This is a genomic window from Reyranella massiliensis 521 (assembly GCF_000312425.1).
Lineage (GTDB): Bacteria > Pseudomonadota > Alphaproteobacteria > Reyranellales > Reyranellaceae > Reyranella > Reyranella massiliensis.
In genome coordinates, this window is record NZ_HE997181.1 from 5434884 (window position 1) to 5447857 (window position 12974).

Genomic DNA, 12974 nt, shown 5'->3' on the forward strand with positions numbered 1-12974 from the left:
AACACCAGGATGATCAAGTAGGGCACATCAGCTCCTGAGCGCGATCGCCGAGAGCCCGCGCCCGTAGTCGCGCACGCCCTGGAGGGTGTTGCGACGATAGCTGAAGAAATCATCGGTTGAAGAGAGCGTATCGTGACCCGTTGCCGTCACCGATACGCCGGTGCGCGCAATGCGCTGCACGAGATAGCCCGGCAGGTCGAACATGAAGTGGCCGGCGCGCTTGGCTTCACGGAAGAAGGCGGCATTGTCCTTCTCCTGTTCCAAGAACGGACTGGGAAATTCGGGACCCACCTCGTAGGAGGCCGGCCCGATGCAGGGACCGACGGCGACCTGGATGCGGTCGCGCCTGGCGCCGAGCTTCTCCATGGCGGCGATGGTCGCGTCGGCGACGCCGCCCAGCGCGCCTTTCCAGCCGGCATGGCAGGCGCCGATCACGCCGGCAGCGTTGTCGGCCATCAGCACCGGCGCACAGTCCGCCGCCAGGACGCCCAGCACCACGCCGGGGCGATCTGTGACCAGCCCATCGGCCTTGGGAGCACCGGGCGAACTCCAGCGATCGTCGGCGACGGTCAGAACGTCGGTCGAATGGATTTGATGCACGGTCTGAAGGTCGGGTTCGTCGAGGCCGAAATGCTCGGCCACGCGGCGGCGGTTCTCCCGTACGTTTTCCGGGGGGTCGGCGGAGCCGTAGCCGCAGTTCAGCGACGAATAGAGCCCGGAGCTGACGCCACCCTGGCGCGTGAAGAAGCGGTGCTGCACCCCGTCGAGGTCGGCGAGCGTCTTGGCGAGGATCATGTCGCGTCCGAGGGGATGTCCGACGAAGGGGGGATGTCCGAAAAGCCGACTGGCGGAGCGCTCTTGCTGTCGCCCAGCGCCAGTACGCGAAAGAGGGTGCCCATTTGCTCGGGCGCAATCAAGCGGGCCGATGCCGCATCGATGGCGCGTACTTGCTCTGGCGTTGCCTTGCGCTTTAGCGCCTCACTGCGTTCGGCGATACCCAGCTCGCGCAGGAAGGCCCCTTGGCCGACAGGCCCGAAGGAGGCAACGCCCGAGGCCTTTGCCAGGGCTGCGAAGTCGACATGGGCGCTGAGGTCCGTCTCTCCGGGTCGGTCGAGGATGTCGGCGCCCCGGTGGCTGCGGACGGCCTGAAGGGAGGCCGCCCGGCCGGCCATCTCGCCGCTGTAATCGATGATCAGTGCCCAGCCACCGTGGCGGGCGATGCGGTCGCCGATCGCTGCGGCCAGAGCCTGTCCGGCCTCGCAGATCTCGGCTTCGGCATCGACCGCGGCCTCGGGCAGCAGCCTGGCGAAGGGGCTGAGGCCCGGCGCCAGCGCGAGCCTGAGCGCGCCGTTCTCGTCGATACCGACCATGCGCTCGACCCATCCGCGCGGCGTGCGATGGAACTGACGTACCGGCAGGGCATCGAAGAACTCGTTGGCCACCAGCAGAAGTGGTCCCTCCGGCACCGTGTCGAAGCGCTCATGCCAGGTCGGCGCGATGCCGGGTGCAAAGCCCCGAAGGGCATTGCGCTGGGCGGCGCGCATCGGCTCGTTGGTCTCGACGAGATGCAGCTCGAGCGCAGCATGGAAGCCCGGTACGCCGCGCGTGGCGCGCAGCGCATCGGCCATCAGGGTGCCGCGGCCGGGGCCGAGTTCGACCAGCCGCACCGGCGCCGGCCGGCCCATTGCCAGCCAGCGCTCGGCCAGCCAGGCACCCAGCAGCTCGCCGAACATCTGCGAGATTTCGGGGGCGGTCGTGAAGTCGCCCGCGGCGCCTACGGGCGTGGCGTGGCGGTAGTAGCCGAGGCGGGGGTGACCCAGCGCCTCGGCCATGAAGTCGGCCAGCGAGATCGGCCCGGTGAGCGCGATGCGCCGCGCGATCAGGCCGCCCAGCTCGCTGTCGGTCACAGGTGGGGTCCCTATGGCAGAAGCGGCTTGCGGTAGGCGCGCAGGATCAGCCAGGCGCCAAACAGCAGCACCGGCACCGACAGCAGCATGCCCATCGTGAGGGGCCCCCAGAGGAAGCCCAGATGCGCGTCGGGCTCGCGGAAGATCTCGCCCACGATACGCGCCACGCCATAGCCGGTGCAGAACACCCCGGTCAGCAGGCCGGGGCGGCGGCGGCCGTCGGTGAGTTTCCAGACCGCGACGACTACCAGCGTCAGCAACACACCCTCGAAGAAGGCTTGGTAGAGCTGGCTGGGATGGCGCGGCAGCGGCCCGCCGCGCGGGAACACCATCGCCCAGGGCACGTCGCTGACGCGGCCCCACAGTTCGCCGTTGATGAAGTTGGCGAGGCGGCCGAAGAACAGGCCGATCGGCGCCACGATGGCCACCAGATCCGACAGCATGAAGGGATCTACCTTGTTGCGGATCGCGAACAGCAGGATGGCCGCGATCACGCCCAGCAGTCCGCCATGGAAGGACATGCCGCCTTCCCACAGGGTGAGCGCCGCCAGCGGATGCTCGATGTAGAAGCCCGGCTTGTAGAACAGGACGTAGCCCAGCCGCCCGCCGAGGATGACGCCGAGCGCCGCCCACAGCAGGAAATCGTCGATCTTCAACGCCGTCAGCAGCTTCGGCGGCTGCTCGCAGACACGACGCATCACCTGCCAGCCGATCACCAGTCCGGCGATGTAGGCCAGTGCATACCAACGGATGGCGAGGGGTCCGAGCTGGACCAGAACCGGATCGATCTCGGGATAGGGAATAACGAGAGGGGTCATGAGGGTGCCCCTTATAGCGGGCGAACCTCGGGGCGGGCGAGCCTGTCCCCTGAAATGGTCACGGCGCCGGTTCTGGCGAACCGGCGCCGCTGGGACTTTCCGAACGAAGAGACTTCTTGGTCTTTTTTACGAGAGGGGGCGTCGGAGGTCCTTCTTGTTTAGGCTTCGCCGACCGTTTCCAGAATGGAGGCGGTCAACGCGTCGGCGGGCGACTTGCCGGCCCAGACGACGTACTGAAAAGCAGGATAGAAACGCTCGCTTTCGGTGATAGCCACCTCGACGAGGTCGTTGAGCTGTTCGGCCATCAATCCGCTCGTCCCGCGCAGCGGGATGGCGTGACGGAACATCGGCAGGCCTTCTTCGCTCCAGAGGTCGAAGTGACCGAGCCACATTTTCTCGTTGATCAGCGCCAGCAGGACGTGGATGTCGTTGTGACGCTCCTGGGGGATGCGGACATCGTAGGCGCAGGTGAAGTGGAGCGCTTCGACATCGTCCCGCCAGCTGAAGAACATGCGGTAGTCGCACCAGCGGCCGGCGACCTCGACGGCAATTTCGCGGTCCGAGGTCCGGTCGAAGGGCCAATCGTTGGCGGCGACGACTTGCTCGATCATTTCCAGCGGGTTCAGGTCGGCCTTCCGTCTGGTTCGTTCTTGTCGCGTTAACGCCATCGACCGCTCCCCAACCATTCCGCCACGCGACTCCGGAAGAGCCATTCTTGAGGCGGGTGGCCGACATATCGTGGTGGGCACCCAACAACCCACTAGCAGCAGTAAGCGTGCCACTGGGTAGCGAGGGACGCAATAAGAAATCCCGAGCGAAATGGGGAAAAGAGTCAGGGATTCCATGATTTTAATCCCCAGCGCTAAGATTCGAGTCCCGGAATTCCGCACGCCGAATCGAGCTCTGGTGCTCCTTTCTTGCGCAGTTCTGACTCTGTAGCGGCGCATTTGGTTTGGCGGCGTGCAGCAAATGCTATGGCGGCAGCACTCGCATAGCGGCCAGACGTGATATCGCGTTGCGGCATCGCCCATAGGGATGATGGCGACCGACCGGCCGCCCTGCGATTGCGTCCTCTCAAAAGACCCTCCCGCGGAGAACTCTCGAAGCCCCTTCGAGAGGTCATCAGCGACCCCTCCGAACTGGCCCGCTGATCAGCAGCTCCCGAGCCTGCCCGGCCGCCTGGACCCCGGCGCCTGCCAGCGAGTAGGTGGTCCTCACCGGCTCGATCCGACACCCTCGGAACAGCCGCCGAACTTCCGGCACATCGTTGAGGCTCACCAGGAAGCGCCCCTTGATCCGTCGTAGCCGGTCGGCCAGGAGCTCGAACTGCTCCCGAGGGAAGCGGCCCTTGCCGTAGTCGTCCTCCGATCCCCAATAGGGCGGGTCGAGGAAGAACAGGACGCCCTTGCGATCGTACCGATCGACGAACGCCTCCCAAGGTAGGCACTCGATCGTTACTCCAGCCAGCCGCTCATGTGCCCGCTCCAGGAGCGGCACCAGCTTCGTCAGGTCGAACCGGGCAGGGCCGTAGCTCACGCCAAAGTTGCGGGTGGCGACCTTGCCGCCAAACGCCAACCTCTGCAGGTAGAGGAAGCGGGCCGCCCGCTCCAGATCGGTGAGCGTGTCGGGGTCTACCGTGACCAAGCGCTGGAACTCCGCACGGCTGGTGAGCTGCCAGCGCAGCATGTCGAGGAAGGCCACATAGTGCCGCTGCAGGACGCGCATGGTGATGGCCACATCGCGCGACAGATCGTTGATCACTTCGGCCGGGGCCCGGAATGGTCGCCGCAGAAACACGCCGCCCATTCCCACGAAGGGTTCGGCATACATGTCGTGTGGCGTCCGTCGAATGCGCTTGATGATTGTGTCCGCCAGATTGCGCTTGCCGCCGACATAGCCGGCGATGGGACGTGCAGGCTCTGCCTGCACGAGAGAACGAGTCGACTCCATCGATTGGTTTTGCTCTTCTTGCCGCCCGGTGATCGCCGGTGGCGGGATGGCCATGGCTAGGCCAGTTGTGGGCGTGCGCGGTATCAACGCGCGGTTCGCACCGTTGACGCGGTGCAGCCCCCGCCGATGGCGAGAGATTGGAAGTGAAACAGCGACATGTGCGGCAAGTTCACAGCGCAAGCCACCTGGCGCGAGGTCGTTGATTTCTCGCAGGCCCTGACTGGTGATGGTGGTGAGGCCGGCGGCGATGCTGCCGGCGCTGACGACGTCTACACCTACAAGGTCAACGGCATGCTGCCGGTCATCATCTGGGATGCCGAAGCCGGCAAGCGGCGCGTTGTGCCGATGCGCTGGGGGTTTCCCGATCCTAAGGACTGGCGCCGGCCGCGGCCGATCCATGCACGCTCCGAAACCATCGACCGGATACAGCCGTTCCGCAAACCCTTCCACGACAGGCAGACCGGCATCGTGGTCTTTCAGACGTTCAACGAGGCACAGGAAGTCCTCAACTCGAAGAACAAGCCCGTTACGAAACAGTGGACGGTCGACCCCAAGGATGGCCAGCCGCGTGGCTTTGCGTTCTTGTGGCAACGTTTCGAGATTGCCGATCTGCCAGTGCCGATGCTGGCCTGCGTTATGGTGACGGTGCCTGCCAACGAGCTGATCGGAACCACGATCAAGGCGGCCGAGGATGACCCGCGCATGCCGGCGATCCTGGGCGACAGCTATGATGAGTGGGCCACTTGGCTGGGCGAAAGCGATGCCGATCCTGCGACCGCCAAGGCATTGCTGAAAACCGTCGAGGGCGTGACGTGGGAAGCCTTCCCCGAGCCGCCCAAGCCTCGCAAGCGCTGAGCGGCTAGCTACTCTTCGCTGTGCGCATAGGCATCGTCCGGCGGATACCAGTCCGGCGGCCGAAAGGCCTCCTTGGCCCACGGCCTGTATCCGTTGAACCAGTGATAGTGTTCGCGCTCTGCCCAGCTCACCATGACGCGGGAGCCGTCGAAATACTCCATGTTGGGCGGCAAATACGGCCGCATCGCCTGCTGCGAGAGCGTGCGGCACTTGTGCAGCGACTGCCCCTCTCGATAGGCATGCCGGAAAGCCTGCACCACGCGACGTAGCGCACCTGTCCGAATGCCCCACGCGATGATCTCGCGCTCGAAGGCTTCGGCTTCCTCCTTCGTCGGTCCAAACTTCGGGATGCGGCGCGCGCTGAAGCGCTCCCGCCAAAGCCAGTCTTTCAATGCGTCGGCTTGATGAGCAGCCGCCATGTGAGCGACGTACCGCCACTGCCCATCGCGCAGGACCTGGCCTACCCAAAACTCCTGCCCGTTCGTGATGCGCCGGCACTGTTCGTTGAGCTGTCGCCAGTCGGCCGAGCAGAATGGCTCGGTGCGATGCAGATCCACCACGTAGGGCAGGCGGCGACGTTTCTTCGCCGACGTGTCCACGATTTTGCGCTTCGCCAACTTGAGCAGCTCCAAGCTTCCCACGCTGGCCTGTCTCGACGGGAGTCATAGCGCTTCCATGCGCCAATACCAGTCGCTGCATCTGCCACCGGAAACGGAGTGCCTCACCAGAGCTTGTGTGACTGCAGCGACAGCACAGGTCATCCCCACTATCCTTGCATTCGCCAAGTCCCAAAGGCCGCGCGCCTCTGCGACCATGACAGCCATCAGAAGAGGGGCTCATGGATCGCATCGAAGCAAATCTCCGCGCGCTGTCCGGCAGTTGCGCAGGCGCCAATTTGGCCATCGCTACCGTCATCGATTATCTCGCGCATCGAGGGCTGATAGATCGCGCTGAGTTGACGGTGCACCTTCGCGGCATGGCGGAAGCGGTGGCGGCTGGCGTTCCCGAAACGCAGAAGACGCTTCATTGGATCGCCGATCAGGCGGACGAGTTGGGGAAGCCAACCGACCCGAAGCAACCGTATCTGCGACTGATTTCGAAAGACTATCCTCCACCGAAGTGAGAATTACGGTCGGCTGACTGAACAGATCGTCGAGTGGGTTTCGAACCGGCTTCGGCGCATCGGCAATCGGCGCCTGTTCCCTCGACTGGAGGCGGAATGCCGCCTGTTCTTCGGCAAGCCGCAGTGCCGCCTTGGCAACCAACTTCGCGGCGATCTGCCAACGATACCGATAGACCAGCGCGTTGAGGCGCGAGCGCTGTCGCGGCGTCAGCGCACCGCCGATGCGTCCGGCGATCGTCTTCATGTTCTTGGCGAACCGCTTGTCGAACGACGCCGGCAGGAACGAGCATCGAGCAAGCGCCTCGATCAACAGCCGGTCGGTTTCGTCGAGCGCGATCGCTCCGACACCGTCAAACCTTGATGGCATCGAGCACCTCCGCGAAGGCGGTCATTGCGCTGTTGAACGCCTCTTCGATCTCGACGATCTGCGCTTCGGTGCGGCAGCCGAGCACCGCGAGGTGAGCCCGCTTGTAGGCCCGACTTGCCAGCATGTCGGCCGACCAGATGACACGGTCACGCCGCCCGACCATGCGCATGTGGGCGCGCTGCTTCTCGCGATCGAGCTCAGGCTCGGTAAGCCGGGTGTCGGGATCGACGAAACTCATGGCCGGATCGTCCCGACGCGCGTGCCGGTACTGCCAACCCACGTGATGTTGGCATTGCCGACAACGGCCGGACCTCCGGGGCCGCCTGCACCGCCGTTTGCACCACCATAGTTCAACGCACCGCCGCTGCCGCTGCTGCCAGGGCCACCCACGCCACCCGTGCCGGCATAAGCCCCCAGCGTGCCGCCGGTGCCGCCGGTGCCGCCCGTCGCGACACTGTCCATCATTCCTACTGCACCTGCGCTGCCGTTACCCGCACCGCCCGCGCCGCCGTCCAAGGGATGAGCGACCATGATGGGCACGTCGCCACTCACCTCGGAAGTCTCATGGTAGGAGCCACCGCCGCCTCCACCGCCGCCGCCGCCGCCACGGCCGCCGCGGATCGTGCCCGCGCTGTTGTCGACCTTGAGCGGCCCGGAGCTCGCGTCGAGGCCGACGCCACCCGCGCCGCCGGGACCACCGGCGAAGGCCATCAACCCGCCCGGCGCGGCACTGCCTCCGGGACCACCTTCACCGGGCGCGCCATCGGCGCCCGAGATGGTGCCCTTGTTGATCAATGTCGGCTGAAACCCTGCCGGCCAGGTGCCGCGCGCGACCCAGACAACATGCACGCCCGGATCAATCGTGATGGTGACGGCTTGCGCCGGGTTGCCCGTCCAGCCGCTGGCATTCGCCTTTGATCGCAGATTGAGAATGCTGGTGTTCGTGGTGACGTGAATGTCGAGCGGTTCGACCGGCGCGCCGATCGGGGGCGGGTTCTCGACCTCCTCGGGGATCGGATCGTACATGCGCGGATCGTCGGGGATCGCCAGTATCTGAGCGCTGAGGTCGTTGCGCGGCGTCACGCCAATCACCTTCAGGCGCTTGGCATAGGCTGTGCCCAGACCGAACTGGACAATCGTTCGCTCCTTGCGGGCGCCCGTATAGATCGACGGCAGGGTGCCGGGGCCGACAACAATGCGATCGCCGTCGTCATTGGCCTTGGTCGCCGTAAACGGGCCAGTGAGCTCGCCCCTGAAGTTGCGGACTGCCAGATAGTGACTGCCGCCGGGCATGAAGGTCATTGGCTCCGACAAGGTCATGGTACGCGACGCGGCGTCCCATGCGAGCACCTCGGCGGACTGTCCCCACTTCGGCATGTCGTGGCTGACCGCGATGCCGTCGCCATACAGCACCATCAAGCCTTCTGCCTCGGTGCTGAAGCCAATGATGCGGCGGCGATAGCGATTGGCGCGTAAGAGGTTCCACACAACCTCGCGGGCCTGGCTGCGCACGGTGACGCCGTGCAGCGCCACCGTCGAGAGGTTCATCTGCGGACTGTCATCGAACGCCTCGGTGATCGTGTCCGGTCGCCAGGAACGCGTATCCATGAACGTGCCGACGATCCCGTCCGACGTCGTATCGTCGATCAGCTTCTGCTCGATCTCGAAGGTCTCTGGCCTGATGTTCCTGGGAGTGAACATCATCACGGCGCCCACCGGTGGGAGATCACGCACCAGGCGCAGCTTCTGGCCCTGCACGATGCGTTCGGCGAGGCAGGCGCGGGCCACTCGGCCAAGCGCTTCCCATTCCGTGACGCTCTGATCCCAGACGAAGTTAAACTCCCATCCCTTTGCAGTGAAGTCGGCCTGGTTGGCATAGATGCCCGCCAGATCAATCTTGCTGTCGGGCTTGCGGCCGCCATAGTTCGCGTTGCGCACGATATCGACGAACGCGTCGCAGAGGCTGCGGGTCTCAACCTCCTCCGTGCCCATCTGGCCCGTCTCGAAATCGTAGGTCGGCAGCAGGCGCTGGGCGATGACGTTGACCTGTCGCGACGTGGTGCCGTTGAGGTCGCCGTTGACCTCCATCTTGATCACCATGCCGGTGACACCTTCCACCTTGCGATCCGTGGTCAACCGGCCGCGCAGGCCCGCCCAGCTCACATGATGGCCGGCGTTGGCGGCGGTGTCCTTCAGATCGGTGCGGCGCTGGCGGACCTGCCAGCGTCCGGCCGACGGTGTCCAGAAGCCCGTGGTGACGCGCTGAGCTGCACTGTCGGCGGCGCTGATGATGATGGGATCGAGATCGATCCAGGCGCCGACCGGCTCTCCCGTCACGTCGAGCGCCTGCACCTGGACCTCGACGGTAACGGTGCGGGTATCGAAGCCACCGGAGTTGTTGAAGCGGTAGAGCCCGCGCGGACAGATATTGTCGACCTCAAACCAGTCAATGGTGGTGCCGGGCGGGTTCGCGGCAAACGGTCCCTTCCAGGCGGAACCCTCGGCCGAATCTGGCAACTCGATGTCCGCAATGTCGCGGCACGGCAGAAGGCGCACATCGCAGATTGCGGGATTGGGCACGGCGCCGGGCTCGACCTTCTCGTAGACGATCGAAGAATAGGAGCTGATCGGCGTCTCGCCGATCCGCACTGCCTCGATGTTGCAACGGTCCTGGGTGACGATCAGGAACGCGCTGATGTACTGCTTGTTGCCCTCGTATCGGACGATCGGCGGCATGGCATAGTCGGGCACGACCATGTGACGGCCGTGCAGCACTGGGATCGGCTGCCCGAGCCGCGCGGTGTTCTGGCTGAAGCCACTCGACGAATAGGTGGGCGAGGTTTGCGCCGCCACGCCGGATGCGCCGGCATAGCCCGACGAATAGTTCTGCGCAGAGGGCGGCGGCTGGGCGAACAGCGACATGATGCCTCCCGCCGCCGCCGTCAACGCGATGCCAATGCCGGCCGTCAGCAGACTGCCGCCGATCGTGCCGGCGGCAAAGGTCGCCGCCGACACACCTAACGCCGAGCCGAGCACCGGTGCTAAAAGCCCTGCCAGATAGGGAGCGGCGACTGCGACGGCGACAGCCACCACGATGCTGATGATAGCTGACCCGCCGTTACCGCCGGCCGGAGGCGCGAAGAAGAGAACGACGTCAGCTTCGGCAACCACGGTGCGGCTCCAGTCCTTCCGCATCAGTGGCTTGCCGTTGAAGAAGCACACCGTGGCGCGATCGAACTCACGCACGCGCCGGCCGCCGATGCGGCGCACCGACGTATGGCGGCGCAGCGCCGGCAGCTTGCCTACGACCCTCCGCACGCTCATTGGGCGGCGCACGGCATGCACTTGCCGATCGGTCGGATTGAAGGGATTGGGAGTATGGACGACGATGCCCATCAGGCAGCGCCCAGATAGCGATAGAAGCCGCGAAGCCGCCAGCCCGCGGCTCTGAGATGGAACAGCGAATGCAGAGCCGCACCGCCCTCCGGGCAATGCAGCACCGAGGGCTCGCGGGCATCGCCGACATAGACGCCGACATGGGTCGGCATCTTCCAGTACGACAGAAGCACGCCGTCGCCGCTGGCAGGGGTGTCGATCTCCTTCCAGCCAAACTCGGTGGCGAGCACCGGCAGGATACGCGCCGTCGTCCCGCGGCTCCTTGGCGAGGGCACGAAGGCGACGTCGCGGCCGAACTGCTCGCGCTGGACCCATCGGAAGTGGCTCCAGCAGTCGTATGCGCCCGGTCCCTGTGCGCCCTGTTCGTAGGCGACGGCGAGGAAGCGCTCCGACCAGTGACGCTGCAACTCGCCCACGCTCACGCTCCGATCAGCCACGGAAACTCCCGCGCGGTGTAGACGCGCGAGGGGAAGGCGCGGTCGAACTCGATGTCCACGCGCGCGGTGGCCCGTGATGTGACGGGGTTCATCTTCACATTGGAGAGATCGTAGGTCGGCGGCGGGATCATCTGCGGCTCGCTGGGATCGCTCGCGAGATAGGGCCGATAGGCGATCTGGACTTTGCGGGCGTCGCCCTGGGCGCGGTCGAGCTGCTCCATCAACAAGCCGCTGACATTGTCGATCTCGATCTGCAGCTCGGTCCGCGCCGTCGGCTCGATCGGCGCCAGCAGGAAGCGGAAGGCGAGCGACCGGAATGTCACGGTCTGGCCCGGCCGCACCGGCGCATCGATCTCCAATGTGCCCTCGAAGTCGGCTTCGTCCGTCGTCACCCAGGCGGAGTCCGGCAATCCGTCTTCCCCCAGGAATGCAGGATGACGAAGCTCAAGGGTGCTAATCAGCACTTCGTCGGTGGGGGCCATGGCATAGGCTTCCGCCATGGCTTCCTTCAGTGTCGGATCGGGCATCTCAGGCCTTCTTCTGCCGTGCGCGCGCCAGCCGGGCATTGCGCACAGCGCTCAGCTCCTGGAACACGGGCAAGACGCTGCTCGCGATCTCTAAACCGCCGTTGCGCACGGCATCGTCCAATGCAGCCGTGAGGATCACGATCGAACGACCGGATAGCGGGGTGCGGTAAACAGTCTCCGCGTCCGGTAGAGGAACCGTCGTAGCAGATTGACGCGAGTTCATGCGTCCTCCGCACCGACGAACAACGGCTCGCTGGAGCCCGCCAGCGCGAAGGTCTTGGCGTGCTCGTAGAGAGCGCTCCAAGTTACGGAAGGCAATTGAGTATTGGGTTCCGGTGTCAGCAGGATATCCACCTGCTTCAACGGAACCTTGCCGGCCACGCGGGCAGCTTCGTTCACATACCCGGCCATGTAATACCTGATGGTCATGGCGAGGACATCGTACTCGGCGCGGACGATCCGCCAGTAGGTGGCGGCGGCGCCGCTATCGGTGTCGATCGACTTCAAGAGAGCCACGGTTCTACTCCTGTTGAAATTGGGAACTAGGACGCCGCGCGCACGCGCACGCCGGCGATGCCGATCGTGTAAGTGGAGCCGGTGTTGTTGTTGATGCGGTAGACACCACCGGAGTATTCCAGGCCGATCTTGCCGCTGCCGGGCGTGCCGGCTGCGTAGATGGTCGCGGTCTGAGCAACCAGAATGACGATGCCTCCGCCACAGATGAAGAGTGCACACTGGCCGGTCGTATTCTCCGTCAACACGACCAGACCGGCGCCCGCAGCCAAACTGAAGGTTCCGCCAACTCCGATTGTCTGCGAGATGCCTGTCGTGTCGAATGGCCAGACCGCACCGCTCTTGGCGACGAACGCGCCCGCACCGAGCGAGCCGAAGGCGCTGGCATCGGCCAGGACCGCTTCGATTGTCGTTCCGCTTCGCCGCAAACCGGGGAAGCTCGACGTGGTGCCGCCAAACATGAGCTGTGCGGTCGCGGTGAGCTCCAGGCCAGACGAAACAGTGCGCCAGATCTCTGAGCTACCGACCGCGGCCACCAGGGCGCCTGTGCCCGCGCTGCTGTTGCCCCAGAAGGTAAGTGACGGACCGTTGTTGTTCGTGAAGCCTACGGTTCCTGCATCAGCCGCCGCTTCGCCAGCCATCTTGTAGTTCGAGGCATGGATGCTGGCGACAGGCGACGCGGGCGCGCCGAGAGAAATGAATGAACCATTGGGCACGAGATGGCCGGCCGATTGGAGGGTCCATCGAGCCAACCCGCCCGTCAGAAGCTGCATGGAGCCACTGACGCTGGTGCCGTAAAACTGGATGGCTGGGCCATTGACGTTGGTGAAGCCCACAGTTCCGGCATCGCTTACAAGTTCGTTGCCGATGGCGAAATTCGGAGCCTTCACGGTGCCGGACAAGGTGCCGCCTGCGAGGGGCAGGAACCCGCCGACCAATTCAGCAGCCACTCGCGATAGCGTCTTCACGCTCTGGCCAGTGGGCAGGACGATAGAGCTCGCGGGGCCAGTCGCCGGCCCTTGCACGATCGCGCGCATGATCGAAGCATCGGCAACCAGCATGTCGCGGGCGGCAATAAGGT

General features: G+C 65.1%; 15 protein-coding genes. 1 reads left to right on the top strand and 14 read right to left on the bottom strand.

The window, feature by feature from the left end; all coding sequences use genetic code 11:
* Positions 1–27: 27 nt before the first annotated feature.
* The 5 genes from pgeF to BN60_RS26530 all read right to left on the bottom strand — a co-directional run bounded on the left by pgeF (position 28) and on the right by BN60_RS26530 (position 4675).
* Complete coding sequence (pgeF, locus tag BN60_RS26510) at positions 28–795, bottom strand: peptidoglycan editing factor PgeF (protein WP_020699216.1); 768 nt, start codon at positions 793–795, stop codon at positions 28–30.
* On the bottom strand, positions 792–1907 hold the full coding sequence (locus tag BN60_RS26515; protein ID WP_020699217.1) for a class I SAM-dependent methyltransferase: 1116 nt from the start codon (positions 1905–1907) through the stop codon (positions 792–794). The genes pgeF and BN60_RS26515 overlap by 4 nt, the downstream gene beginning before the upstream one ends.
* An 11-nt stretch (positions 1908–1918) precedes the next feature.
* Positions 1919–2725, bottom strand: a complete 807-nt coding sequence (gene lgt, locus BN60_RS26520; protein ID WP_020699218.1) for a prolipoprotein diacylglyceryl transferase — start codon at positions 2723–2725, stop codon at positions 1919–1921.
* A 158-nt stretch (positions 2726–2883) separates the two neighbouring features.
* Positions 2884–3336: a type III secretion system chaperone family protein gene (locus tag BN60_RS26525; protein WP_020699219.1), complete on the bottom strand. Its 453-nt coding sequence runs from the start codon at positions 3334–3336 to the stop codon at positions 2884–2886.
* A gap of 511 nt (positions 3337–3847) precedes the next feature.
* Positions 3848–4675 (bottom strand): DNA adenine methylase, encoded by an 828-nt coding sequence (locus BN60_RS26530; protein ID WP_020699220.1) that lies wholly within the window; start codon positions 4673–4675, stop codon positions 3848–3850.
* Between the two features lie 156 nt (positions 4676–4831).
* On the opposite strand from BN60_RS26530, the gene BN60_RS26535 reads away from it, so the two are divergent.
* Complete coding sequence (locus BN60_RS26535) at positions 4832–5530, top strand: SOS response-associated peptidase family protein (protein ID WP_020699221.1); 699 nt, start codon at positions 4832–4834, stop codon at positions 5528–5530.
* An 8-nt stretch (positions 5531–5538) separates the two neighbouring features.
* On the opposite strand, the gene BN60_RS26540 is transcribed toward BN60_RS26535, so the two are convergent.
* From BN60_RS26540 to BN60_RS26580, 9 genes are all read right to left on the bottom strand, one after another.
* Positions 5539–6147: a hypothetical protein gene (locus tag BN60_RS26540; RefSeq protein WP_148283531.1), complete on the bottom strand. Its 609-nt coding sequence runs from the start codon at positions 6145–6147 to the stop codon at positions 5539–5541.
* 294 nt (positions 6148–6441) lie between these two features.
* Entirely contained in the window at positions 6442–7020 is a 579-nt protein-coding gene (locus BN60_RS30615; RefSeq protein ID WP_148283532.1) for a hypothetical protein, read from the bottom strand.
* A complete protein-coding gene (locus BN60_RS26550; protein ID WP_020699224.1) occupies positions 7004–7258 on the bottom strand; it encodes a hypothetical protein in 255 nt (84 codons plus the stop codon). The genes BN60_RS30615 and BN60_RS26550 overlap by 17 nt, the downstream gene beginning before the upstream one ends.
* On the bottom strand, positions 7255–10416 hold the full coding sequence (locus BN60_RS31705; RefSeq protein WP_020699225.1) for a host specificity factor TipJ family phage tail protein: 3162 nt from the start codon (positions 10414–10416) through the stop codon (positions 7255–7257). Before BN60_RS31705 ends, BN60_RS26550 begins: the two co-directional genes overlap by 4 nt.
* Positions 10416–10853, bottom strand: coding sequence for an NlpC/P60 family protein (locus BN60_RS31090; protein WP_177324868.1), 438 nt, complete (start codon positions 10851–10853; stop codon positions 10416–10418). Before BN60_RS31090 ends, BN60_RS31705 begins: the two co-directional genes overlap by 1 nt.
* On the bottom strand, positions 10835–11380 hold the full coding sequence (locus BN60_RS26565; RefSeq protein ID WP_020699227.1) for a DUF1833 family protein: 546 nt from the start codon (positions 11378–11380) through the stop codon (positions 10835–10837). Before BN60_RS26565 ends, BN60_RS31090 begins: the two co-directional genes overlap by 19 nt.
* Position 11381: 1 nt before the next feature.
* Entirely contained in the window at positions 11382–11603 is a 222-nt protein-coding gene (locus tag BN60_RS26570) for a hypothetical protein (protein ID WP_020699228.1), read from the bottom strand.
* Entirely contained in the window at positions 11600–11896 is a 297-nt protein-coding gene (locus tag BN60_RS26575; protein ID WP_020699229.1) for a hypothetical protein, read from the bottom strand. Before BN60_RS26575 ends, BN60_RS26570 begins: the two co-directional genes overlap by 4 nt.
* A 26-nt stretch (positions 11897–11922) precedes the next feature.
* Complete coding sequence (locus BN60_RS26580) at positions 11923–12954, bottom strand: hypothetical protein (RefSeq protein WP_148283533.1); 1032 nt, start codon at positions 12952–12954, stop codon at positions 11923–11925.
* Positions 12955–12974: the final 20 nt, after the last annotated feature.